This window comes from Pseudomonas sp. MG-9 (genome assembly GCF_018729515.1).
Classification (GTDB): Bacteria; Pseudomonadota; Gammaproteobacteria; order Pseudomonadales; family Pseudomonadaceae; genus Aquipseudomonas; species Aquipseudomonas serboccidentalis.
The window spans coordinates 172,316-197,055 of sequence record NZ_JAHHZH010000004.1; the positions used below are offsets into that span (position 1 = coordinate 172,316).

The 24,740-nt window shown below is 60.4% G+C and carries 21 protein-coding genes; 11 read left to right on the forward strand and 10 right to left on the reverse strand.

Annotated features, from left to right (window positions below):
* Positions 1 to 144: 144 nt before the first annotated feature.
* The gene (locus KKQ10_RS11680; RefSeq protein ID WP_215501190.1) at positions 145 to 1,371 is read left to right on the forward strand and encodes a 3-hydroxyacyl-CoA dehydrogenase; all 1,227 of its coding nucleotides are present in this window, start codon (positions 145 to 147) and stop codon (positions 1,369 to 1,371) included.
* Positions 1,372 to 1,461: 90 nt separating this feature from the next.
* Positions 1,462 to 1,893: an acyl-CoA thioesterase gene (locus tag KKQ10_RS11685; protein WP_215501191.1), complete on the forward strand. Its 432-nt coding sequence runs from the start codon at positions 1,462 to 1,464 to the stop codon at positions 1,891 to 1,893.
* A 64-nt stretch (positions 1,894 to 1,957) separates the two neighbouring features.
* Here the strand turns inward: KKQ10_RS11685 and KKQ10_RS11690 are convergent, their stop codons facing one another.
* From KKQ10_RS11690 to KKQ10_RS11705, 4 genes are all read right to left on the reverse strand, one after another.
* On the reverse strand, positions 1,958 to 2,440 hold the full coding sequence (locus KKQ10_RS11690; protein ID WP_127648529.1) for a glycine zipper domain-containing protein: 483 nt from the start codon (positions 2,438 to 2,440) through the stop codon (positions 1,958 to 1,960).
* Between the two features lie 345 nt (positions 2,441 to 2,785).
* Complete coding sequence (locus tag KKQ10_RS11695; RefSeq protein ID WP_215501192.1) at positions 2,786 to 5,134, reverse strand: FdhF/YdeP family oxidoreductase; 2,349 nt, start codon at positions 5,132 to 5,134, stop codon at positions 2,786 to 2,788.
* Positions 5,131 to 5,970, reverse strand: a complete 840-nt coding sequence (fdhD, locus tag KKQ10_RS11700) for a formate dehydrogenase accessory sulfurtransferase FdhD (protein ID WP_215501193.1) — start codon at positions 5,968 to 5,970, stop codon at positions 5,131 to 5,133. The genes KKQ10_RS11695 and fdhD overlap by 4 nt, the downstream gene beginning before the upstream one ends.
* A gap of 92 nt (positions 5,971 to 6,062) precedes the next feature.
* Complete coding sequence (locus KKQ10_RS11705; protein ID WP_215501194.1) at positions 6,063 to 6,950, reverse strand: LysR family transcriptional regulator; 888 nt, start codon at positions 6,948 to 6,950, stop codon at positions 6,063 to 6,065.
* A gap of 142 nt (positions 6,951 to 7,092) precedes the next feature.
* Here KKQ10_RS11705 and lysM point away from each other — a divergent pair, with 142 nt between their 5' ends.
* On the forward strand, positions 7,093 to 7,542 hold the full coding sequence (gene lysM, locus KKQ10_RS11710) for a peptidoglycan-binding protein LysM (protein WP_127648533.1): 450 nt from the start codon (positions 7,093 to 7,095) through the stop codon (positions 7,540 to 7,542).
* Between the two features lie 51 nt (positions 7,543 to 7,593).
* On the opposite strand, the gene yrfG is transcribed toward lysM, so the two are convergent.
* Positions 7,594 to 8,256: a GMP/IMP nucleotidase gene (yrfG, locus tag KKQ10_RS11715; protein ID WP_215501195.1), complete on the reverse strand. Its 663-nt coding sequence runs from the start codon at positions 8,254 to 8,256 to the stop codon at positions 7,594 to 7,596.
* An 88-nt stretch (positions 8,257 to 8,344) separates the two neighbouring features.
* On the opposite strand from yrfG, the gene nudE reads away from it, so the two are divergent.
* Both nudE and cysQ read left to right on the forward strand, forming a co-directional pair.
* The gene (nudE, locus tag KKQ10_RS11720; protein ID WP_127648535.1) at positions 8,345 to 8,911 is read left to right on the forward strand and encodes an ADP compounds hydrolase NudE; all 567 of its coding nucleotides are present in this window, start codon (positions 8,345 to 8,347) and stop codon (positions 8,909 to 8,911) included.
* A gap of 5 nt (positions 8,912 to 8,916) precedes the next feature.
* A complete protein-coding gene (gene cysQ, locus KKQ10_RS11725; RefSeq protein ID WP_215501404.1) occupies positions 8,917 to 9,750 on the forward strand; it encodes a 3'(2'),5'-bisphosphate nucleotidase CysQ in 834 nt (277 codons plus the stop codon).
* 85 nt (positions 9,751 to 9,835) lie between these two features.
* On the opposite strand, the gene KKQ10_RS11730 is transcribed toward cysQ, so the two are convergent.
* Genes KKQ10_RS11730 through rfbC form a run of 4 tightly spaced genes read right to left on the reverse strand, consistent with a single transcriptional unit; the run spans position 9,836 to position 14,060 of the window.
* The gene (locus KKQ10_RS11730; protein ID WP_127648537.1) at positions 9,836 to 10,291 is read right to left on the reverse strand and encodes a YiiD C-terminal domain-containing protein; all 456 of its coding nucleotides are present in this window, start codon (positions 10,289 to 10,291) and stop codon (positions 9,836 to 9,838) included.
* Positions 10,288 to 11,667, reverse strand: a complete 1,380-nt coding sequence (locus KKQ10_RS11735) for a sigma-54-dependent transcriptional regulator (RefSeq protein WP_215501196.1) — start codon at positions 11,665 to 11,667, stop codon at positions 10,288 to 10,290. The genes KKQ10_RS11730 and KKQ10_RS11735 overlap by 4 nt, the downstream gene beginning before the upstream one ends.
* Complete coding sequence (locus KKQ10_RS11740) at positions 11,664 to 13,472, reverse strand: sensor histidine kinase (protein WP_127648539.1); 1,809 nt, start codon at positions 13,470 to 13,472, stop codon at positions 11,664 to 11,666. Before KKQ10_RS11740 ends, KKQ10_RS11735 begins: the two co-directional genes overlap by 4 nt.
* 42 nt (positions 13,473 to 13,514) lie before the next feature.
* Entirely contained in the window at positions 13,515 to 14,060 is a 546-nt protein-coding gene (rfbC, locus tag KKQ10_RS11745) for a dTDP-4-dehydrorhamnose 3,5-epimerase (RefSeq protein ID WP_025110961.1), read from the reverse strand.
* A 146-nt stretch (positions 14,061 to 14,206) separates the two neighbouring features.
* On the opposite strand from rfbC, the gene KKQ10_RS11750 reads away from it, so the two are divergent.
* The 3 genes from KKQ10_RS11750 (at position 14,207) to KKQ10_RS11760 (ending at position 18,939) form a co-directional block, all read left to right on the forward strand.
* Complete coding sequence (locus KKQ10_RS11750; RefSeq protein WP_215501197.1) at positions 14,207 to 17,119, forward strand: aminotransferase; 2,913 nt, start codon at positions 14,207 to 14,209, stop codon at positions 17,117 to 17,119.
* Positions 17,120 to 17,374: 255 nt separating this feature from the next.
* Positions 17,375 to 18,481, forward strand: coding sequence for an agmatine deiminase (aguA, locus tag KKQ10_RS11755; protein ID WP_127648541.1), 1,107 nt, complete (start codon positions 17,375 to 17,377; stop codon positions 18,479 to 18,481).
* Between the two features lie 245 nt (positions 18,482 to 18,726).
* Positions 18,727 to 18,939: a hypothetical protein gene (locus KKQ10_RS11760; RefSeq protein WP_007961849.1), complete on the forward strand. Its 213-nt coding sequence runs from the start codon at positions 18,727 to 18,729 to the stop codon at positions 18,937 to 18,939.
* Between the two features lie 150 nt (positions 18,940 to 19,089).
* On the opposite strand, the gene KKQ10_RS11765 is transcribed toward KKQ10_RS11760, so the two are convergent.
* Positions 19,090 to 21,183, reverse strand: coding sequence for a TonB-dependent receptor (locus KKQ10_RS11765; RefSeq protein ID WP_215501198.1), 2,094 nt, complete (start codon positions 21,181 to 21,183; stop codon positions 19,090 to 19,092).
* Between the two features lie 256 nt (positions 21,184 to 21,439).
* Between KKQ10_RS11765 and KKQ10_RS11770 the strand changes: the two genes are divergently transcribed.
* The 3 genes from KKQ10_RS11770 to KKQ10_RS11780 all read left to right on the forward strand — a co-directional run bounded on the left by KKQ10_RS11770 (position 21,440) and on the right by KKQ10_RS11780 (position 24,664).
* Complete coding sequence (locus tag KKQ10_RS11770) at positions 21,440 to 22,108, forward strand: DsbA family protein (RefSeq protein ID WP_215501199.1); 669 nt, start codon at positions 21,440 to 21,442, stop codon at positions 22,106 to 22,108.
* A gap of 294 nt (positions 22,109 to 22,402) precedes the next feature.
* The gene (locus KKQ10_RS11775) at positions 22,403 to 23,689 is read left to right on the forward strand and encodes an OprD family porin (protein ID WP_127648544.1); all 1,287 of its coding nucleotides are present in this window, start codon (positions 22,403 to 22,405) and stop codon (positions 23,687 to 23,689) included.
* Between the two features lie 228 nt (positions 23,690 to 23,917).
* A complete protein-coding gene (locus KKQ10_RS11780; RefSeq protein WP_034151909.1) occupies positions 23,918 to 24,664 on the forward strand; it encodes a 2OG-Fe dioxygenase family protein in 747 nt (248 codons plus the stop codon).
* Positions 24,665 to 24,740: the final 76 nt, after the last annotated feature.

The window sequence follows — 24,740 nt, forward strand, 5'->3', positions numbered from 1 at the left end:
TCGGCAGCTCCTACAGTGTGTGGCTTCGGTGCGATGGGGGTTTATCCATCCGCTGAATGTCGTTCATCACGGTAATAAACTTCAAAAATACCCGGTGCCTGACTATGGTGAAGGCTGTCTTCGGATCGCCAACAAGAGAACAACATGAGCCAGACATCCTTCGATATTCAGCAAGCTGCCGTCATCGGTGCGGGCACCATGGGCCGCGGCATTGTCATGTGCCTGGCCAATGCCGGCATCGCTGTGCAGTGGGTCGATAACAATCCACAGATGCTTGAGCAGGCACTGGGTACGGTGGCGGACACTTATGCACACAACGTGCGCCAGGGCCGGATCGATCAGGTCGAAGCGGATGCACGTATTGCCCGGATCAGCGCGGCGGCGGATTACCCGGCGATCCGCAATGTCGATCTGGTGATCGAGGCGGTGTACGAAAACCTTGAGCTCAAGCAGAGGATCTTTCGCGAACTGGATGGCCTGCTCAAACCCGAGGCGCTGTTGGCGAGCAATACATCGGCACTGGATATCGATGCGATTGCCGCTGCGACACGGCGTCCGTCGCAAGTGCTCGGTCTGCATTTCTTCAGCCCTGCGCACATCATGAAACTGCTGGAAATCATTCGGGGGGCGCAGACTTCGCCGGCGGTATTGGAAGCCGCACTGAGACTGGGCAAACGCATGGGCAAGGTCAGTGTGGTGTCGGGTAACTGCCACGGTTTTATCGGCAATCGCATGCTGCATCCGTATGTGCTGGAGGCGCGCAAGATGCTGCTCGAAGGCGCTTATCCACAGCAGGTGGACGCGGCGCTGCAAGGGTTCGGCTTCGCCATGGGGCCTTTCCGCATGTATGACGTCGTCGGTATCGATCTGGAATGGCGCGCTCGCGAGTTGGCCGGCAAGGGCCAGGATGCGCCGGAGGTGCAGGTGGACAACCGTTTGTGCGAGATGGGCCGTTTCGGCCAGAAGTCCGGTAACGGTTATTACCACTATGAGCCGGGCAGTCGACAGGCCGAGCATGATCCCGAGGTCGATGCGCTGGTGCTGCGGGTCAGCGAAGGGCTGGGTTTCCAGCGTCGCGAGATCGGCGCTGAAGAGATTCTGGAGCGCTGCCTGCTGGCGCTGGTCAACGAGGGTGCAAAGATTCTCCAGGAAGGCATTGCCGGGTCGGCCCATGACATTGATCTGGTGTACCTGAACGGCTACGGTTTCCCGGCCGACAAGGGCGGGCCTATGGCCTGGGCGGATCAGCAAGGGCTGGCGGACATTCATCAGCGCTTGCTGGCGCTGCAGATGCGTCAGGGCGATCAGTGGCAGCCGGCGCGGTTGATTGGCGAGTTGGCGGCGCAGGGCAAGGGGTTTGCCGAGTGCTGAGTGGGGATGTATTGCGCTGGAGCCGGCTCGCGATGGGGCCACCACGGTTTTGGCTTTAGACTGCTCACAACACTCAATGGATCAATGCTGATGTCCAACCCGATGCCACAACGCGCCGACTACCCGCACTTCCAGCCCATCACCACACGCTGGCACGATAACGATGCCTACGGGCATGTGAATAACGTCACTTACTACAGCTTCTTCGACACGGCGGTGAACACCTACCTGATCCAGGTTGGCGGGCTGGATATTCATGACGGCGAGGTGGTGGGGTTTGTGGTCAGTTCGGCCTGTGACTACTTTGCCTCGATCGCTTTTCCGGACCTGATCGAGATCGGTCTGCGGGTCGGCAAGCTGGGCAACAGTTCGGTGCAGTACGAACTGGCGGTGTTCAAGGTCGGTGAAAGCGAGGCGTGTGCAGCAGGGCGTTTCGTTCACGTATTCGTGGATCGGAGCACCAATCAACCGGTACCGATTCCAGGCCGGTTGCGTGAAGCATTGGAGCGTCTGGTGGTTTGAATCAGAGCAAAAAAAATCGCAGCCCTTGGGCTGCGATTTTTGCTTTCCCGCTTAACGCAATGCGTTAGTCGCGATAGTAGCGGTGATGCTTGCGGTGGCCGTAAGCGTGACCACGACCAGGGTGGCCATCGCGGTAGTAGCGACGGTCACGGTCATAACCGCGATCGTAATGACGACCATCGTCATTGCTCTGGTTGCCCATGTAGTTGCCCAGCGCGCCACCGGCGCCGCCACCTGCTGCGGCGCCGATCAGGCTGCCGGTGGTGCCGCCCATGCTGCGGCCAACCACGTTACCGCCGGCTGCGCCCAGTGCACCGCCAATGGCTGCTTCTCCACGGCTGTGTTTGTTGGCACCCACCGCGCTACCACCCGCGCCGCCCAGGGCCGCGCCAATGGTTGAACCTGTGCTGCCGCCTAAAGACTGACCGACGACCGAGCCAAGAACCCCGCCCAATGCGCCGCCCACGCCTGCTTCGGCGGTGCCTCCGGCAGAAGCGAAGCCACTGACCAGGCCAAGGGACAACAAGAGAATCGAGGAGAACTTCATAGAGGAGCCTCAAAGGGATGACGGCGCGATCCTGAGGCTGTGTAACAAGGCTGACAATCAAAATCCGACGAATAACACGACTTGTATACAATTATGCAAGTTGCTGTTTTGTATGTGGAACTTAAGCGATTTTCGTCGGTCTTTAGCTACTTCGGACAGGCCGCTTTTGTGAAAAAGCGGCCTTTTTTGTGGGCGTTTGAAAGGTGCACAGTACAAAGAATGGCGTTGAATCGGCTACCGCTATCGCGAGCAGGCTCACTCCTACAGTGACCGAGTTCCTACAGATCGAACACATTCAACTGTAGGAGTGAGCCTGCTCGCGATAGCAATGGGGCTGACCCCGCATTAAGCAGATTTAGCCATGATCAACCCGGTCTCACTCGCCGCTTCCAGCCGGATCGCAATGAATTTCGACGTCGGTGTATGGCTGCCATCACCAGTGCTTTCCAGCGGCACCAGCGGATTCACTTCAGGGTAATACGCAGCCGCTTGCCCGGCCGGAATATCAAACGCCAGCAAGGTAAAGCCTTTCACCCGACGCTCACGGCCATCGTCCCACAGCGACACGATGTCGGCCTTCTGTCCCGGACGGAAGCCCAGGCGAATGATGTCGGCCTCGTTGGCGAACAGCACGTCGCGCTGGCCTTTGACCCCGCGATAACGGTCGTCGAGGCCATAGATCGTGGTGTTGTACTGATCGTGGGAACGCATCGATTGCAGGATCAGATCCGGCAGTTGTCCGGTGGCGCGGGTGCGTTCGTGCACCAGATCCTTGGGCAGCAGGTTGGCGCGGAAATTGGCCCGGCCCGACGGGGTGTTCCATTTGCGTGCACCGGCCGAGTTGCCGAGGTAGAACCCGCCCGGGTTCTTGACCTTCTCGTTGAAGTCCTTGAAGCCGGGAATGGTGTCGGCGATCAAGTCGCGGATGCGCCGGTAGTCGGCCACCAGCCAGTTCCAGTCCACCGGTTTGCTACCCAGCGTGGCGGCGGCGATGCCGGCGATGATCGCCGGTTCCGAGCGCATCTGGTTCGACAGCGGCTGCAACTGACCGTTGGAGGCGTGGACCATGCTGAACGAGTCTTCCACGGTGACCGCTTGCGGGCCTTCGGTCTGGATGTCGATGTCGGTACGGCCCAGGCACGGCAGGATCAACGCGTCTTTACCGTGGGCCAGATGGCTGCGGTTGAGCTTGGTGCTGATCTGCACGGTGAGGTCGCAATTGCTCAGCGCCGCGAAGGTGCGCGGGCTGTCCGGTGTGGCCTGGGCGAAGTTACCGCCAAGACCGATGAAGACCTTGGCGCGGCCCTCGGCCATGGCGTGAATCGCTTCGACCACGTTGTGCCCGTTTTCACGCGGCACCTTGAACTGGAAACGTCGTTCGAGGGAATCGAGGAACGCCACCGGTGGACGCTCGTTGATGCCCATGGTGCGGTCGCCCTGCACGTTACTGTGGCCGCGCACCGGGCATAGACCGGCGCCGGGTTTGCCGACGTTGCCGCGCAGCAGCATCAGGTTGGCGATTTCCTGGATGGTCGGCACCGAGTGGCGATGCTGGGTGATGCCCATCGCCCAGCACATGATCACGTTCTTGCCTTTGGCGTACATGCGCGCGGCTTGTTCGATCTCGACCAGGGTCAGGCCGGATTGCGCGACGATCTGCTCCCAGGGCGTGTCATCGACCACGCCCAGATACTCCAGCACATTGGTGCTGTGGGCATTGAGGAAGTCGTGATCGAACACCGCCGGGGCGCCAGCCTTCTGCGCATCGCGCTCCCACTGCAGGAGAAACTTGGCCATGCCGCGAAGCACCGCCATGTCGCCGCCCAGTGCCGGACGGAAGTACGCGGTGTTGGTCGGTTTGTCGCCGTTGGTGAGCATTTCCAGCGGATGCTGCGGGTGCTGGAAGCGTTCCAGGCCGCGCTCTTTCAGCGGGTTGATGCACACCACTTGTGCTCCGCGTTTCACCGCCTCACGCAACGGTTCGAGCATCCGTGGGTGGTTGGTGCCGGGGTTCTGACCCCAGACAAAAATCGCGTCGGCGTGTTCGAAGTCGTCGAAAGTCACGGTGCCTTTGCCGACGCCAACGCTCTGCGCCAGGGCCACACCGCTGGCCTCGTGGCACATGTTCGAGCAGTCGGGGAAGTTGTTGGTGCCGTAGGCGCGCACGAACAGTTGATACAGGTACGCCGCTTCGTTGCTGGCCCGGCCCGAGGTGTAGAACTCGGTCTGATCCGGGCTCGACAGCGCTTGCAGGTGCTTGCCGATCAGGGCGAACGCGTCGTCCCAGGCGATGGGTTTGTAGCGGTCGGTCTGGGCGTCGTAGACCATTGGCTCGGTCAGGCGACCCTGGTATTCAAGCCAGTAGTCGCTCTGCTCCAGCAGCGAGGTCACGCTGTGTTTGGCGAAGAACTTGCCGTCCACCCGGCGCTTGGTTGCTTCCCAGTTCACCGCTTTGGCGCCGTTCTCGCAGAATTTGACCATGCCGCTTTCCGGCGAATCGCCCCAGGCGCAACCCGGGCAGTCGAAGCCGCCGTTCTGGTTGGTCTTGAGCATCATGCGCAGGTTTTTCAGCGCGTTGTCGCTGGTCAACCAGGCCTGGGCCACGCTGATCAGCGCACCCCAGCCGCCGGCTGCACCTTTGTAAGGTTTGTAGCGCGGGACAGGTTTCTGGTCGGCTTGATGATGTTGGCTCACGCTTGATTCTCCATCGCTGGGCTGTAGACCCGCGGCGCATTCTTCTGCGGCAGGTGGATGAGATTGAGGTTGTGGCGCCGGGCCCATTGCACGGCAAGGCCCGTCGGCGCGGACAGGCTGACCAGGGTCTGGATGCCGGCGCGCAACACTTTCTGGATCAATTCGAGGCTGCAACGGCTGGTGACAATCGCCAGGCCGCCGTCTGTGGATATCTTCTGGCGGATCAGGCCGCCGATCAGCTTGTCGAGGGCGTTGTGCCGGCCAATGTCTTCGCGGCCCAGCAGCAATTCACCGCTGGCGTCCATGAACACCGCTGCGTGTACCGCGCCGCAGTGCTGGCCGAGTGGCTGGAACGCGCCGATGCGCTGGCGCAGGCCGTCGAGCCATGCAGCGGGCGGCAGAGGTGCGCCGGGCAACACGTTGAGGTCGGGCAGCGCCTGCTCCACCGCTTCGACGCCGCACAATCCGCAACCGCTGGTGCCGGCCAGTTGCCGACGTTGTTGCTTGAGGTTCCAGAAGGCGCGGTTGGCAATGGTCACTTGCGCGTATTGCGCCGAGCCTGCGCCGGTCAGTTGCAGGTCATAGATGTCGCTGGCGTCCTCGATGATGCCGCTGCCGAGGCTGAAGCCGACGATGAAGTCTTCCAGGTCCGTCGGGGTCACCAGCATCACGGCCTGGCTGATGCCGTTGTAGGCAATCGCCAACGCGACTTCCTCGGCGAGCGCGGTGCTGGCCGATTCCACAAGGGGCAGATCGCTGTAACTGTAGGTCTGGCTGGCGGCGGGCGCGGGCGTTTCGAGTGCAGGCGCCGCGCAGGCTGGGCGCTTGGCGTTCATGGCATCACCGACGGATTGATCAACGTTAAGACTAGGCGCGGCAACTTGTCGCGTCTAATCGCTACTGTCGATCTATTGATAGATACCGTCGATCAAGGCGTTGCCGGTGATTTCTGGTACAGCGCGAAACAGGCCTCGGCCAGCGCCGAACGCGGGGCGCCACGGCGCATGATCAGGCCCAGTGGCGCGAGGGTCCGGGCGTTTTCGATCGGTTGCAGGCGCAGGTGATCGGTGAGTTTTTCCAGACCGCCGTCCAGCGGCATGATCGCGCAGCAGAAGCCGCCATGCACAGCTTGTAACAATTGATGCACGGCATCGGTCTGCAGCAGTGGCAGCGGGGTCAGGCCCCGGCTGTGGAAGTTGTGGTCGATGGACTGACGAAAATGCATGCCGCTGGTGAGCATGCCCAGTGGCAGTTCGATCAGTGCTGCCCAACTCAACGGCGCGTCGCCAAAGGTGAAGGAGCGTTGGTCGTAGAGCAGGCCCATGCGGGTTTCGCTGAAGGCCAGTGAGTCGAAACGTTCGTGATCGAGCCGGTCGAGGTATGACACGCCGATGTCGATGCGGTTGTTTGCCAGATGTTCGAGGATCTGCTCGGAACTCAGTGCCGACATTTCGAAGCGCAGGTTCGGGTGCGCCGCATGCAAACGCTGCATCAGCGGCAGAGGATCGAAACTCGACAGCGGCACCACCCCCAGTCGCAACGTACCGATGAGGTTGCCGCGACACGCCGCCGCTTCCGCCTGCAATCCGTCATAAGCCGCCATCACCGAGCGTGCCCAGGCCAACACACGCTCGCCAGGCGCGGTGAATCCTTCGAAACGCTGACCGCGATTGACCAGCGGCAGGTCGAGTTCTTCTTCGAGATTGCGCAAACGCATCGACAGGGTCGGCTGGGTGATGTGGCAACGCGCGGCGGCCTGGCCGAAGTGGCGGGTTTCGTCGAGGGCGATGAGGAATTTCAGCTGCTTGATGTCCATCTTCGCTCCGGAGGGTGTTGGCGGGGGTGGGCGATTCTAGCGCTTGGGCGGTGGGTGGGTCATTGGTCGGTCTGGAACCGTGTTGGTAAAAGGTGGTCTAGGCTTTGGCGTCTGACCCTTTTATTCCATGGAGAGAAACACGATGAGCCTATTCAGCTTTATCAAAGAAGCCGGTGAGAAAATCCTCGATGCGCTGACGCCGGACAAGGCTCAGGCGAATGGCGAGGCGCTGACCAAGCACGTGCAGGAGGCGCTGTCGGGGATTGATACTTCGAAGATCCAGGTTAAGGTCGAGGGCGAAAAGGTTATCGCCACCGGTGAAGCCGCCAGTCAGGAAGAGAAGGAAAAAATTCTGTTGGCACTGGGCAACGTTGCCGGCGTCAGCGGCGTTGACGATCAGATTACCGTGACCGGCGGTGTGACCCAGGAAGCGAAGTTCGTCACGGTGGAGAAAGGCGACACCCTGAGCGCGATATCCAAACGTGTGTACGGCGATGCCAACAAGTACAACAAAATTTTTGAGGCCAACAAGCCGCAACTGAAACACCCCGACAAAATCTATCCGGGCCAGGTACTGCGCATTCCTGAATAACGACAATTCTCTGTAGGAGCTGCCGCAGCCTGCGGCGGCTCCTACAGGAATTCAAAGACCGATAATCAACTCCTGATAATCCCCAACCGCTGCAAATTCGGCGGTGTCCTTCGGCCCTTTGCGGCTGTCCGGCTCTTTGATCGCCAGCAGATGCGCCACACCGAAATCGCGCGCACTGCGCAGGATCGGCAAAGTGTCATCGATGAACAGGCTGCGCGCCGGATCAAAATCGATGTCTGTCTGCAAGGCATCCCAGAACTGCGGGTTCTCCTTGGGGAAACCGTAATCGTGGGAGCTGATCAGTCGCTCGAAATACGGCGACAGTTCGATCCGTTCCAGTTTCAGCGACAGCGAATCACGGTGGGCGTTGGTGATCATGACCACCCGTTTGCCAGCCTGTTTGATCGCTTGCAAAAAGGTGTCGGCGTCCGGACGCAGCGCAATCAGGTGCGCGGTTTCCAGTTTCAGTTCACGCACCGAGAGTTTCAGTTCGGTGCTCCAGAAATCCAGGCAATACCACTGCAACTGACCGGCATGACGCTCGAACAACGGCTGCAACTCCATGTCGGCCATGGCCCGGCTCACACCGTGCAGTTCGGCGTAGCGTTGCGGCAGGTGTTCCAGCCAGAAATGGTTGTCGAAGTGCAGATCCAGCAGCGTACCGTCCATGTCCAGCAGGACGGTATCGATGTCGGACCACGGTAAAGAAGGCATGGCAACGTCTCGAGCGGTAGAAAGATATCCGACACAAACAATCGGGAAAGCCGCGTTATAGTAGCGCGTTCACGCCAAGGAGCTTTGCATGCGCCAGAAACCCACTGTACTCGCCCGCGAGATCGTCGCCACCAGTCGCCTGTTTTGCGTCGAAGAACTGAAGTTGCGTTTTTCCAATGGCGTGGAGCGCACTTACGAGCGTCTGGTCGGCAAAGGTGCGGGCTATGGCGCGGTGATGATCGTGGCGATGCTCGATAGCGAACACGCGGTGCTGGTCGAAGAGTACTGTGGCGGCACTGACGAGTACGAATTGTCCCTGCCCAAAGGCTTGATCGAGCCGGGTGAGGATGTGCTGGCGGCGGCCGAGCGCGAGCTCAAGGAAGAGGCCGGATTCGGCGCCCGCCAACTGGAGCATCTGACCGAGCTGTCGTTGTCGCCCGGTTACATGAGCCAGAAGATTCAGGTGGTGCTGGCCACCGATCTCTACGAAGAGCGTCTGGAGGGCGACGAGCCCGAGCCGATGCGGGTCGACAAGGTCAACCTGCGTGAACTGGCAGCGCTGGCGCAAAACCCGCAATTTTCCGAAGGTCGCGCCTTGGCGGCGTTGTACCTGACCCGCGATCTGCTGAGCCAGCGCGGGTTCTTTCAGTCATGAGTGAGATGTCGATGAATTTTCCCCATCCGTTGATGGCGCCAGTGGTTGAGCTGGCATTGCAGGCTGGCGAGGCGATCCTGCCGTTCTGGCGCGCCGGTGTTGAAGTCACTGCCAAGTCCGATGATTCACCAGTGACTGCAGCGGACATGGCCGCACACCACGTGATCGTCGCCGGGCTGACCGCGCTGGATTCCAGCATTCCGATTCTGTCCGAAGAAGACGCCAACATTCCGCAGAGCGTACGCGCCGGGTGGCAGCGCTGGTGGCTGGTGGATCCGCTGGATGGCACCAAGGAGTTCATCAGTGGCAGTGAAGAGTTCACCGTCAACATTGCCCTGATCGAAAACGGCCGGGTGGTGTTTGGTGTGGTGTCGATGCCGACCAATGGCCGGTTCTATGTCGGCGGTGCCGGTCTCGGCGCGTGGCGCGGCGATAAGGACGGCACGCCGGTCGCGATTCAAGTGCGTGATGTGCCCGCACTCGGTGAAGCGTTCACCGTGGTGGCCAGCCGTCGGCATTCCAGCCCTGAGCAGGAGCGTTTGCTCGCCGGCCTGAGTGCCAGTCTGGGTGAACTGCAACTGGCGAACATCGGCAGCTCGCTGAAGTTTTGCCTGTTGGCTGAAGGGGCGGCGGATTGTTATCCGCGATTGGCGCCAACGTCGCAGTGGGACACCGCCGCTGCCCAGGGCGTGCTGGAAGGCGCGGGCGGTGAAGTCGTGGATCTGCAGGGCGAAGCGTTCTGTTACCCGGCGCGTGAGTCGTTGCGCAATGAGTTCTTTTTGGCGTTGCCGGCGAAAGCGGCGTGGCGTTCAAGACTGCTGGAGCTGGCTCGCTCATAAGATCAAAAGATCGCAGCCTTCGGCAGCTCCTACACAGGATTTCGCATTTACCTGTAGGCGCTGCCGAAGGCTGCGGTCTTTTGCGTTAGCGGTGCAGAACGTACTGCCCGCTGAAGGTCACCGCATCCTCATCACTGCCAGCATTGACGATCCGCGTATTGAGCGTCAGCCGCGCCCGCCCGTAGCGCTGATACATCGCCAGAAACTTCTTCCACACCGCCGCCTGCGGTGCCGGGCAAATCGCCGTGGCGTCGCCGGTCACCGGCAGCGGATAGCTGATCTGCCCTTCCTGAATCACGATGTGCCCGTCTTCGATGCCTTGCTCCTTCAGGCGCAAATGCAGCCAGCCCCAACCCGCGAGCACCGCGCCGCAGTAGAGGCTGCCGCCGAACATGGTGCTCTTGTGATTGACGTTCGGCTCCAGCGGCAAGTACAGGCTTAACTGCTGCTCATGCCAGTCGAGTACCTTGAGGCCCATCTCGCGGGTCAGCGGAATGTCGTGATGCAGCACGGACTCCAGATAGCGGCTGTCGCGGTTCATTCGGCTTCGTCTCCATGGGCGCCACTGTCGGCGAAATTCAACCCGTGCTTGCGCAGTTTGTCGTGCAGGGTCTTGCGCGGAATCCCCAGGGCTTCGGCGAGGCTGCGCACCGAACTGTGGGAGCGCGCCAATTCTGCGGCGATCAACGATTTCTCGAAGTTTTCCACTTGCTCGCTCAGACCGCCGCTGATGACTTCCACGGCAGTGCCGCCTTCACCGCTGTTATCCAGCGCCAACTCCAGGCCGAGGGCGAAACGCTCGGCGGCGTTCTGCAGTTCGCGCACGTTGCCCGGCCAGGTGTGGCGCAGCAGCAAGGCGCGTTGCGCCGGTTGCAGTTCGTGAGGCGGCAAGCCATTGCGGGCACTGGCTTCGTCGGCATAATGCTGGAACAGCACTAAAGCGTCTTCGCCGCGTTCACGCAGCGGTGGAATGCGCAGCGGCGCGACATTCAGACGGTAATACAAGTCGGCGCGGAAGCGCCCCTGATCGGCGGCCTGGCGCAGGTCTTCTTTGGTCGCAGCGATGACGCGGATGTCCAGCGGGATCAACTGATTGCCGCCGAGGCGTTCGACCACACGCTCTTGCAGCATGCGCAGCAGTTTCACCTGCACGTCCATGCTCATGCTTTCGATTTCATCGAGGAACAGTGTGCCGCCATTGGCGAATTCGAACTTGCCGATCCGGCGTTTCTGCGCGCCGGTGAAGGCGCCCGGCTCATGCCCGAACAGTTCGCTTTCGACCACTGATTCGGCCAGTGCCCCGGCGTTGATCGCCACGAACGGGCCGTTGCGTCGGCTCGACAAGTCGTGCAGCGCACGGGCCACGACCTCTTTGCCGGCGCCGGTCTCACCGAGGATCAACACGTCAGCCTTGGTCGCCGCCAGCGCGCCGATCTGCTCACGCAGGCGCAGCATCGGCGCCGAATGGCCGACCAGCCGTGCACTCAGTTCATTGCGGTCGCTCAAGGCCAGACGCAGGCTGCGGTTGTCCAGCACCAGTCGGCGCAGGGCCAGGGCGCGGCGCACGCTGTCGAGCAACGCGTCACTGGCGAACGGTTTTTCCAGGAAATCATAGGCGCCGGCACGCATCGCCTGTACCGCCAGCGGCACATCGCCGTGGCCGGTGATCAGCAGCACCGGCAGTTCCGGATCCTGAGCGTGCAACTCACTCAACAGTTCCAGGCCGTCCATGCCCGGCATACGAATGTCGCTGACCACCACGCCGGGCCAGTCACGCTCCAATTGTGCGGCGAGGCCTTTGGCTTCGGACAGCGGAAGGATTTTCAGGCCGGCCAGGTCCAGGGTCTGGCCGAGGGCCTGACGCAGGTGCGGATCGTCGTCGATCAACACCACCTGAATGCGATTGTCGATGGTCATGCACTTCGATCCTCGGACGGTTGCAGGCTGACCCCGGGCGCACCGGCGCGCAGCCGCAGGGTGATCAAGGCGCCACCTTGCTTGTGGTTGGCGAACGACAGTTCACCACCGAAGGCGCGCATCAGGGTTTCACAGATGGCCAGTCCCAGCCCAAGGCCCTGCGTGCGGGTTTTGGTGGTGTAGAAGGGCTCGCTGGCGCGGCCGAGGGCTTCCATGCAGAACCCCGGGCCGTTATCGCGAATGTACAGATTGACGCCTTCGGCGGTGGATTCGGCACTCAGCCAGAGTTTGCGCGGCGGACCTTTTTCGGTCAGCGCATCGAGGGCGTTGGCCAGCAGGTTACCGAGCACCTGGCGCAGACGGGTTTCCCCGGCTTCGACCCACAGGGTGGCGGCGGGCAGGTCGCGAATCAGCTCGACCTCCATGCTCCGGCGACGCTTGGCCAACAACGCCAGCGCATCGTCCAGCGCCGGTTGCAGGGCGACGCTCTCTGGAGCGTGGCGGTCGCGACGGGCGAAGGCGCGCAAGTGGGCGATGATCGAGGCCATGCGTCCCGTCAGTTCGCTGATCAGTTTGAGGTTGCCGCGAGCGTCGTCGGTGCGCTGATGATCGAGCAGCACTTCGGCGTTTTCAGCATAGCTGCGGATCGCCGCCAGCGGCTGGTTGAGTTCGTGGCTGATGCTCGCCGACATGGTGCCCAGTGCCGACAGTTTGCCGGCCTGGACCAGATCGTCCTGGGCGCGCACCAGTTCCTGCTGGGCCTGTTCACGCTCCAGCACTTCCTGTTTGAGACGGCGGTTGAGGCCTTCCAGATCGCTGGTCCGCTCGGCCACCCGACCTTCCAGTTCGCGACGGGCCTTGGCTTCGAACGCGATGCGTTCCAGGTAATGCCGGCGGCGCTGCATCATCAGCCCCAGCAACAGCATCACCACCAACAGCGTGGCGCCACCGATCGCGACAACGGTGCGCACCGGGCGGTCGATCAGCGTGCGCGGGGCAAGAATGCTGACGCTCCAGCCGGTTTCGGCGATGTTCACGGTCTGCGTCAGCCAGTCGTTGGAACTGAGGTTCAACGGGCGCGGTTCGCGGGTCGGGTAGGGCAGGATAGCGGTGATCGCCGAGCGCTCGGTATCGCTCAAGGTACGGGTCGAGCGGAAACGCCATTCCGGGCGCGAGGTGAGAATCACCACGCCATTGTGGTCGGTCACCAGCAGTTGTTCCGGGGTTTTGCCCCACAGGCTTTCGGTGTGGTCGAGGTCGACCTTGATCACCAGTACACCGATGATTTTTTCGCCGTTGCGCACCGCAGCGGCGAAGAAATAACCGCGCTTGGCCGAGGTGGTGCCCAGACCGAAGAAACGTCCGAGGCGTCCGGCCATGGCTTCGCTGAAATACGGACGGAACGCGAAATTGCGCCCGACGAAGCTGTCATGTTTGTCCCAGTTCGACGCTGCAAGGGTCTGGCCGCTGGTGTCCATCAGGTACATGACTTCGGCACCGGTCTGTGCGGCGATGTTTTTCAGCAGGCGATTGGCGTTGCCCTGGGTGACTCCGTCGTCCGGTGCCCCGAGTACGGCGCGCAGGGCCGGCAGGTCGCCGAGGATCTGCGGCAACACTTCGTAGCGGTGCAGGGTGCCCAGCAGGTTGGCGACGTAGAGATCGAGGGTCTGGCGGTTCTGCCCGGCCAGTTCACTGCGGTAATAGCGCTCGGCCAGATGTTCCAGCGGCCACAGCAGCGGTGCCAGACACAAGGCCAACAGGGCGAGGCTGCGCCAGCGGGGTCTGCGGGGAAGGGTAGGTTTCATGAGCCGGATGCGCCTGAGTGAACAGGCGCATTATGCCTAGGCTCAGGCGAAGACGTCAGCGTCCTTGAGCAGTGCACCAGCCTGATCCTTGGCCGACAGCTTCGGCGCTTCGTCCAGTTGCCAGTCGATGCCCAGAGCAGGGTCGTCCCAGCGAATGCTGCGCTCGGACGATGGATCGTAGTAGTTGGTGGTCTTGTAGAGGAATTCTGCGAACTCGCTCAGCACCACAAAACCATGGGCGAAACCTTCCGGAACCCACAGTTGACGGTGGTTTTCAGCCGAGAGGCGAACGGCAACCCATTTGCCGAAGTGCGGCGAGCTGCGACGAATGTCCACGGCCACATCAAGCACTTCACCAGCGGTTACCCGAACCAGTTTGCCCTGGGTGTTCTGCAGTTGGTAATGCAGGCCGCGCAGCACGCCTTTTTGCGAGCGCGAATGGTTGTCCTGAACGAATTGAGTGTCCAGACCGGTTGCATCCTGGAATGCTTTGGCGTTGAAACTCTCGTAGAAGAAGCCGCGCTCGTCACCAAATACCTTGGGTTCGATGATCAGAACACCGGGCAGATCGGTGGTGATTACATTCATGAGTTTTTTCCAGATAGATGTGAATGGCCGACATTCTTGCGCAAAGCGCCGGCGGATGCGAGCACTTGAATAACCTCGATTGGGGGTTGCGCATCCTCTGCAGCAATGGCGATATAGGCGCCTAATAACATTTCAGGGGTCGTCTCATGCCGCTCGCCACGTTGATTCATCGCGCCAGCTTGCCCAGCCCGCAGGTCTCCGAGGCGCTGGCCCGGCAGTGGTTGGCGGAGCATTACGGGTTCAGCGGCACGTTACAGGCGCTGGGCAGTCAGCAGGATCTCAATTACCGGATCGACAGCGCGCGTGGGCGCTTTGTCCTGAAAATCTGCCGCGGTGATTATGCGCTGGTGGAGCTGCAGGCCCAGCATGCGGGGCTCAAGTACCTCGCCGAGCACTCGTCGGTGCACGTGCCCAAGGTGATCCCGGCCATTAACGGCGAGGACCTGTTGTCGCTGCAGGCCAACGGCGAGCCGGTACACGTGCGGCTGCTGGATTACATCGAAGGCCAGCCGCTGACCCATCTTGAACACCTGGGCCACGACGTGGTGGCCGGTTTCGGTCAGCTGTGTGGTGAGATGGACCTGGCGTTGGCCGGCTTCGACCATCCGGGGCTTGAGCGCACGCTGCAATGGGACGCGCGCCACGCCAATGCACTGATCAACCATCTGCTGCCGGTCATCAAGGATGAGCGCCAGCGCGCCTTGATCGCGGACGCCGCCGAACAGGCCGAGCGCCGTTTGCAGCCGTTGCAGGACAAACTGCCGGTGCAGGCGATTCACATGGACATCACCGACGACAATGCCGTTTGGCAACGGGACGCCCGGCGCCACTGGCAATTGCAGGGGGTGATCGACTTCGGTGATCTGGTCCGTACCTGGCGGATCACCGATCTGTCGGTGACGTGCGCGGCGCTGCTGCACCATGCTGGCGGTGACCCTTTCGTGATTCTGCCGGCGGTGCAGGCCTATCACGCGGTGAATCCGTTGCAACACGAAGAGTTGCAGGCGCTGTGGCCATTGATCGTGGCGCGGGCGGCGGTGCTGGTGCTCAGTGGCGAACAACAGGTCAGTATCGATCCGGGCAACACTTACAGTCGCGACAACCTTGGCCACGAATGGGAGATTTTCCACGTGGCCACTTCGGTGCCGCTGGCGCTGATGGAAGCGGCGATCCTCACATCAGTCGGCCAGCGTTTGCCGGCGATCGGCAGTGAAGGTTTTGCGCCGCTGTTGCCAGAGCTGGTCGGGCGCGAATTTGCGTTGATCGATTTGGGCGTCCTCAGCCCGCATTTCGAGGCGGGCAACTGGGAGCAGGACGGCATCGATCAGCGGTTGCTGACGGAAGCCGCCGCCGCGCATGGCCTGGCGGCGAGTCGTTACGGGCAATATCGCTTGTCGCAAACACGACCGGACAGCGCGGTCGAGCCGGACACCTTCCCGCTGCACGTTGAATTGCGCGTACCGCAAGGCTCGGCTGTAGAAGCGCCATTTGCCGGGGTATTGCACCACGCGGCGGACGGTGTGCTGCAACTCGACGGGCCACAGCTCAGCGTGCGCCTGTGGGGCGTGAACGCTTCGCTGCACAGCGGCGCGGCGCTGGTCAAAGGTCAGGTGCTGGGAGCGGTCGGTGGACCGTTGAAGGTGCAGTTGAGTCGTGTGGCAGCGCTGGATGCGCCGTTGTTCTGCAGCCCTTCGCGCGCTGCTGCGTGGCAGGCGTTATGCCCCTCACCGGCGGCGCTGCTGGGCCTGGCCTGCGATGCCGAGCCGGAACTGGACGCCAAAACCTTGCTCGAGCGGCGCGACGCCAGTTTCGCCCGCACGCAAAAACACTATTACGTCGACCCGCCGCGCATCGAACGCGGCTGGCGCAATCACCTGATCGACATGCAGGGTCGCTCCTACCTCGACATGCTCAACAACGTCGCTGTGCTCGGCCACGGTCATCCGCGCATGGCGCAGGTGGCGGCGCGGCAGTGGTCGCTGCTCAACACCAATTCACGCTTCAACTATGCGGCGGTGGCGGAGTTTTCCGAGCGCTTGCTGAAACTGGCGCCGGAAGGCATGGACCGGGTGTTTCTGGTCAACAGCGGCAGCGAGGCCAACGACTTGGCGATTCGTCTGGCATGGGCTTACAGCGGCGGGCGCGACATGCTCAGCGTGCTCGAGGCTTATCACGGCTGGACGGTCGGCGCCGATGCGGTGTCGACCTCGGTTGCCGACAACCCGCGAGCACTGGAAAGCCGCCCGGATTGGGTGCACCCGGTGACCGCACCGAATATTTATCGTGGCCAATTCCGTGGTCTCGATTCTGCTCCGGACTACGTGCGCAGCGTTGAGGCCCAGTTGGCGCATATCGCCGAACAGAAGCGCCAATTGGCCGGGTTCATCTGCGAACCGGTGTACGGCAATGCCGGCGGTATCTCGCTGCCACCGACTTATCTGAAACAGGTCTATGCGTTGGTGCGTGCTCAGGGCGGGGTGTGCATCGCCGACGAAGTGCAGGTCGGTTACGGGCGCATGGGCCACTTTTTCTGGGGCTTCGAAGAGCAGGGCGTGGTGCCGGACATCATCACCATGGCCAAGGGCATGGGCAACGGCCAGCCGCTCGGTGCCGTCATTACGCGTCGGGAAATCGCCGAAGCGCTGGAGGCCGAAGGCTATTTCTTTTCGTCGGCCGGCGGCAGCCCCGTGAGCTGCCAGATCGGTATGGCGGTGCTGGATGTGATGAAAGAAGAAAAGCTCTGGGAAAACGCCCAGGTGGTCGGCGGCCACTTCAAGGCGCGTCTGCAAGCATTGATCGATAAACATCCGCTGGTGGGCGCGGTGCATGGCTCCGGCTTCTATCTGGGGGTGGAGTTGATCCGCAACCGCGAGACGCTGGAGCCGGCCACCGAGGAGACCACCCTGTTGTGCGATCGCCTGCGTGAGCTGGGGATCTTCATGCAACCGACCGGGGATGACCTGAACATTCTCAAGATCAAACCGCCGATGGTCACGTCGCGTCGCAGCGTGGACTTCTTTGTCGACATGCTGGATCGGGTGCTCGAGGAAGGCCTGTAACTGACATTGCTTCCTGTAGGAGTGAGCCTGCTCGCGGTGGCGGCGTGTCAGTCACCTTTGTGTTGCCTGACTCGCCGCCATCGCGAGCAGGCTCACTCCTACATTTGGTTTTGTGGGGTTAGTTCGATTTGTATCGGGTTTAAGAAGTATTTTTTAGGCTTTAAGTACCTTAAAAGATTTAAAATACGATATTTATCGGTTATAAAGTCGCCATTGCTTTGTAAACCCTCGACGGTTCCCAGGAGTCCTGATCCGATGACCACTTTGAAAAGTACCCCGCGTGACGATGGCTTCTACATGCCGGCCGAGTGGGCGCCGCAGACCCAGACCTGGATGATCTGGCCCGAGCGCCCGGACAACTGGCGCCTGGGTGGCAAGCCGGCGCAGGCCGCGCATGTTGCAGTGGCCAAGGCCATCGCCCGCTTCGAACCGGTGACCGTCGCCGTGTCGGCCGGTCAATACGAAAACGCCCGTGCACGTCTCGACGTACCGAATATCCGCGTGGTCGAGATGTCCAGCGATGACGCCTGGGTGCGTGACACCGGCCCGACGTTCGTCATCAACAACAGCGGCGAAGTGCGCGGTGTGAACTGGGACTTCAACTCTTGGGGTGGTTTTGAAGGCGGTCTGTACTCGCCGTGGAACCGTGATTCGCAGGTCGGTGGCAAGATTCTCGAAATCGAGCGCAGCCCGCGTTATCGCACCGAAGGTTTTGTGCTCGAAGGCGGCTCGATTCATGTCGATGGCGAAGGTACGCTGATCACCACCGAAGAGTGCCTGCTCAATCACAACCGCAACCCGCACCTGGATCGCGAAGCGATTGAAGCGGTGCTGCGCGACAATCTGTCGGTGGATAAAATCATCTGGCTGCCGGATGGCCTGTTCAACGACGAAACCGACGGCCATGTGGATAACTTCTGCTGCTACGTGCGTCCGGGCGAAGTGCTGCTGGCGTGGACCGATGATCCGCAGGATCCGAACTACCCGCGCTGCCAGGCCGCAATGAAAGTGCTGCAAAGCAGCACCGACGCCAAGGGCCGCCCATTCACGGTGCACAAGATGCCGATCCCGGGGCCGCTGTACGCCACCGAAGAAGAGTGCGCCGGGGTCGATCCGGTCGACGGTACGCAGGAGCGCAACCCGAGTGTTCGCCTGGCCGGTTCTTACGTGAACTTCCTGATCGTCAACGGTGGCATCATCGCGCCGAGCTTCGACGATCCGATGGATGCGCCTGCGCGGGAAATCCTGCAGACGCTGTTCCCGCAGCACGAAGTGGTGATGGTGCCGGGCCGTGAACTGTTACTGGGCGGCGGCAATATCCACTGCCTTACCCAACAGCAGCCAGCCCCGCACAAAGAGTGAGTTGAGACGTAACAGCTTGAGTTGATTCAGAAATCGGTCAAGCAAAAATTAGCTCGCTATCGATATAAAGAAGCCCGCAGCCCTGTTGGATCGCGGGCTTCTTTGTATCCGCTTGTCGACAAATCGGAAACCTTGGCATAGCTCTTGTATCGGACGAAGCGCACTAGGGAGAGGGAGGAACTTCAACAGTTCTGTCATAAACCTTGGATAACGTAGCCGCTCATGAACGGGGAGAGAGCGCTGAAATGAACGCCGAAGTGAACGTAGTCAGCGAGCGGACTTTGCATCCCATGGCCGTAAACGGCGAATCGCTTCAGATTGTCGCGCACTTTTTGAAATCCAACGGAACGCGTCAGATCAGGGAACCTGATCCGCGCCGGATGATGATCGAGCGCTACCCCGCTGGCCTGTTCAGCGAGGCCGAACTGGAAGCGTTATGGGCTGTGATGGAAGGATAAGAAGAACAACAGGGATTGGTAAAAGCGCTGCCGGGATGGCGGCGCTTTTTTATGGAAAACCGAAAAGATCGCAGCCTTCGGCAGCTCCTACAGGGAAGCACACCACCCCATGTAGGAGCTGCCGAAGACTGCGATCTTTTGATCCTGCTTTTAAAAACTATAGGTACCGGTCATTACCACGCTGCGCGGTGCGCCTGGCTGGATCTGATATTGGCTGGTGGCCGAGGCGTAATACTCACGGTCAGTGATGTTGTTCAGCGCTGCGCGCAAGTCCCAATCCTTGAACCGGTAGCCGAGCAGCGCGTCCCAACGACCATAACCCGGTAGCACCGTGGTATTGGCGTTGTCGGCATAACGCTGACCGACCAGGGTCAGGCCGGTTTCGCCGTACCAGCCCATTTCCGGTTTCCAGGTCAGGAACAGACTGGCGTTGTGTTTGGCCACGTTGTTGACGCGCTTGCCTTCCAGGCCGTTGTTATCCTTCTCGATGGTCGTGTCCTGCACGCCGACGCCACCGCGCATATACCAGTTACCGACGAGTTTGCCGGTCGCGGTCAGCTCGATGCCGCGGGAGCGTTGCAGACCGGTCATGACGGTCAGGGTTGGGTCATCGGGATCTGTGGTGCGGCGGTTGTAGAGCTCCAGGTCATAGACCGCCAGCGTGGTGCTCAGGCGATCATCGAGCCAGTCACTTTTCACGCCGATTTCTTTCTGTTTGGTCAGCTCCGGGCTCAAGTCGTTGGTATTGCCGGCAGCGCCTGGGGTGATGCCGATCAGGCCACCGCCTACGGGCGAGAAGGTCTTGGACCATGAGGCGTAGAACGAATGATTCTGCAGCGGCGTCCAGACAATCCCCAAGCGCGGGCTGGTGCTGTGGCTGTCGCGATCTTCGGAAATGTTCTTGAGCTGGTTGGTCGACTCGATATCGAAGGTGTCGTAGCGCAGACCGGCCAGCAATTGCCATTGATCGTTCAGACGCAGCTGATCCTGCACGTAGACCGCACGGCTTTCGACTTCAGTGTGGCTGTCGCTGAACACCTGCATGCTGCCTGTATGGCGCAGCTCGCGGTTGGGGTTGAACAGGTCAAGCGACGGCACCGGTTGCGCGCCTGGGGTCTTGCCGGTCGCGGCGTTGTACAACTTCGGATCGCGGCGCTGGCTGCCGATCTCGACCCCGGTCAACAGGCGATGCTCCAGACCAAAGGTATCGAAAGCGCCTTCCAGCTCAATGTTGTTATAGACGTTGCGGGTCGTCAGATCCTGCTGCCAGTGCTGGCGCGCGACCTTGTTGGTTTTTGGGTCGAAGTGGGTGAGATAGGTGTTGTCGAAATCGCTGTCGAGCTTGAACACACCCAAGGTCTGGCGCAGTTGCCAGTTGTCGTTGATCTCGTAGGTGAGTTTCGAGCGCAGGGACTGCGCCTTGTCGTCGATGAAGTCGTGATCGTTGCCATAGGTGGTGTCGCGACCGACGTCTGCCGGGCGCCCGTTCACCCCCGGAATGCCGCGATCCGGCGTGCGGTTGTAGCGGCTGTATTCGTATTGCACCAGCCAGTTGAGGTCCGGGGTCAGTTGCCAGCTCATCGACGGCGCAAACAACTGACGGTTACCACTGACGCCGTCGCGGAAGCTGTTTTCGTCCATGTTGCCCATGTTCAGGCGCAGGCTGAGGTTTTCGCTCGGGTCGGTGCTGAGGTCGGCGTAAAGGCTGCGTAAGTCTTCGCTACCGCCCTGGGCTTCTAGGGTCGAACGACGGCCGAACTCGGGCATTTTGCTCACACGGTTGACGATCCCGCCCTGGCTACCACGGCCGTAGAGTACCGCCGCCGGGCCTTTGAGCACTTCGACCCGCTCGATGTTGTGCAGGTCGCGCTTGTATTGGCTGTCGTCGCGAATACCGTCCAGATAGAAGTCATTGCTGGCGTCAAAACCGCGGATGCGTAGGCTGTCGAAGCGGGTATCGGCGCTGCTGCTGACGTTGGGAATCCCGCTCAAGGCGTCACCGATGTCATGGGTGCCGTAGTTGGCGACGTTCGAGGTCTTGATCGAGTCGATCGCTTGCGGCACATAGCGCACCGGTGTCGAGGTGCGGGTGGCGGTGTTGCTGATCTTGACGCGCGGGTCCTCGGCTTGTTCTTCGGCGCTGATCGCGGTGGCGGGCAACTCGGTGGTGGAATAAGCAAAACCGCTGGACAGAACGGCAGACAATCCAAGGGTGACAGGCGTGAGGCGGAACGGGGCAGGCATTGAAAAGCGCATCCGAAAGGGTAGAAGAATTCAAACGCGCGAATGGTAATGCTTTGCATTTGCTCCCGTAATTTATTCCTGAGAAGTTCCTCTGTCGGATTGTTTCAACTTATGTCGAGTTCGCTACAACCTGACCTATTGATCCATTCGACCGATTCCTGAAACAGTCTGAAAGCCATTCCGGCGTTTTTCCCCACTGCACGGAGGAATAGTCTGCCGCCATCGATTCTTCCTGATTTTCTGCCGGAGTTTTCTCATGATCCTTCACTACATTTATGATCCGTTGTGTGGCTGGTGCTACGGCGCCAAACCGCTGGTGCAAGCGGCGCAGCAAGTGCTGCCGGTCGTGGCTCACGCGGGCGGGATGATGAGCGGCCCGAACCGCCAGCAGGTCTCGCCGCAATTGCGCAATTACGTCATGCCCCACGATCGGCGCATTGCCGAGTACACCGGGCAGCCATTTGGCGAGGCGTATTTCGAAGGTCTGCTGCGCGATCACTCGGCGATTTTCGACTCGACCCCACCCATCGCTGCGGTGATGGCAGCAGAGTCCATCGACGGCCGCGGCCTGCAGATGCTCGGGCGTTTGCAGACCGCGCATTACGTGGAAGGGCGGCGGATCGCCGATGAGTCGGTGCTGTTCGACATCGCGGGTCAGATGGATTACGCGGCGGACACTTTTGCGGCTGCGTTTAAAGCCGTTGATACCCAAGCGCATGTAAAAGCCAGCCGCGCACTGCTGGCTCAGTTGGGCGGGCAGGGATTTCCGACGTTGGCGCTGGAGCACGACGGGCAATTCACGTTGATCGACATCAGCCCATGGCTTGGCAAACCGCAGGCCTTCGCTGATTGGCTGGGGCAAGCAACGGTGGGCGATGAGGCGGGTCAATCCCCCGCGCAATGTGGCCTCGAAGGTTGCGCGTAGGCGCGCTGGATTCACTGGCTCAGTGCATTTCCGAGCAACGGGCTATCGAAAAATTTACGATTCTTAGACGATTTTTGCCTATTTAAAGACGATTCTTGAAATTGACACGTTATTGAGGGCGCGGCTACGATTCGGCCCAACGCCTGTGGCCAACCGCCATGACCCAAAATAATAAAAAGGCCCGTCACGATTTTTCGTGGGCGGGTCTTTTTGTTTCGGGGTGAAAAAAGAGTGCAATAGCGCCGTTTCAGCCGTTCGACACAGCGCGTTTCAACCCGTAATAAGGAAAACAAAATGTTGAACAAGCGAATCAGCCTGATCGCACTGGGGATGTTGAGTGCTACACAGGCCATGGCCGACGGCCAGGCCGAATCCAAGGGTTTTGTAGAAGACAGCAGCCTTAAAGTGCTGCTGCGCAATGCCTACATCAATCGTGATTACAAAGACGGCAACCCGGACAAATCCGAGTGGGGCCAAGCGGCCATCGGTACGTTCTCGTCCGGCTTCACCCAAGGCACCATCGGTGTGGGTGTCGATGCTTTCGGTCTGTACGCCCTGAACCTGGAACGCAGCGAAGATCGCAGCGGCGCCGGCGGTATCGACTTCTTCAAGCGCGGCGACAGCGGCAAACCTGCCAACGACTTGTCCAAGGGCGGCGCAGCGGTGAAATTCCGTCTGTCCAACACCGTGCTGACCTACGGTGACCAGATGCCGGCCCTGCCGGTGCTGAACTACGATAATTCGCGTCTGCTGCCGGAAAGCTACACCGGTACCTTGATCACTTCCAAAGAGATCAAAGGCCTGCAACTGGACGCCGGTCGTTTCACTGCTGAATCGCGCAAGAGCGCTGAAGGCCGTGACAGCGGTGGTCTGAAATCGATCAACGTATTGGGCGGTAGCTACCAGTTCACCGAACAGTTCAAAGCGGCGCTGTACGCTTCTGACGTCGAAGACGTGCTGAAGAAGCAATACGTGAACGCCAACTACGTGTTCCCGATCGACAAGGATCAGTCCCTGACCCTGGACTTCAACGGTTATCGCACCAAGCTGGACGACTCCTATGTCCGTGAAAGCGGTGCTACCGGCGACGACAACAAGATCTGGAGCCTGGCCGCGACGTTCGCCACCGGCCCGCACTCGTTCACCGTGGCGCACCAGCGTTCTACCGGCGATAGCAACCTGGGCTACGCCTACGGCGGTTATCAGAAAGAGCAAGGTCGTGTCGGTGACGGTGGCAACACCATCTACCTGGCCAACTCCTACTGGTCGGACTTCAACGCTGAAGACGAGCGCAGTTGGCAGTTGGGCTATGGCCTGGACTTCGGTGCATTCGGCGTACCGGGTCTGAGCTACAACTTCGCTTACGTGCGTGGCGACAACATCACCACCTCCACCAGCGAAGGCGGTACCGAGCGCGAAATTTTCAACCAGTTCAAGTACGTCGTGCAAAGTGGCCCGGCCAAAGACCTGAGCGTGAAACTGCGCAGCTCGATCCTGCGCGTGTCGCAGAAATCCAGCGAGTACAACGTCAGCGGTAACGAACTGCGCGTTTTTGTGGATTACCCGATCAACATCTTCTGATGATCGTTCAGGTGTGACACGTGAGAAAACCCCGACTGGCTCGGGGTTTTTTTCGACGCTTTTTCCGCAAAAACCGTAAAAAAACCGTGTTTTTGTCACGCAAAAGTTGTTTTCAAGCGCCTTCAAGTACCGTTTCAATCAGGGCTTTAAATGCCTGAAATTCTTTCTCATGGACGCAAATTCTCCACCTAATAGATTAGGCCGCTCAACGCAGCGGAGAATTTGGTAATGATCGTTTTGAACAGAGAAGTGGGCGAATCGCTACGGCGGGACAAATATGTCAACGTCCAGGGTGGTGACTTCAATCTCTACGGTCATTTTGCCGACTTCGTCAGACTGACCAAAAGTTGGGAAAACATGGAGCCTGACAGTTACTACGGTCAGGCCGAAGCCGGCATGCGTTACCGTCGTTACAGCGACTTCGAGTACAACCCGAAAACACGCGAATTGAAGCAACTCGAGCATCGCGCGTACGTGCAGTCGAAAGAGAACAACGCCTATGTTGGCGGCCTGGTACGACACTTTCAGGACTTCTCCGATGAAGTGATTACTTCACCGGTGATGCGCAGCCTGATCGACACGGATTTTGAAGTGTACAAAAGCGTGCTGCCGGAAGAATTGCACGATGAAATCTGGCAGTGCCAGATCCATCAGATCCGCATCGAGATCAAACCCGGCAAGCAACTTGAAATCACCCCTGAAGGCATTCACTGCGACGGCTATCCGTTCAGCGGTGTGCACTTCTGGGGGCGCAACAATGTCGAGGGCGCGGAGAGTCGTCTGTACGACATCCACGAGCATCAACTGGCGTCGACCACTTACCAGGAAATTCTCGACACCACCTACTTCCTCGATCGCGATATGCGCCACTACGTGACCCCGGCCCGCAACACGCACACCCATGCGATGGCGTACCGGCAGATTCTGGCGATTTCCTTCTCGCGGCCCGGGACCGCTTTCGACATTGTTCGCTAATCAGATCACCCCAATCGATGGCGTCGAGTGCTCGACGCCGGTGGTGCTGCGACGCGCCACCGCCAAGGACGCGCAG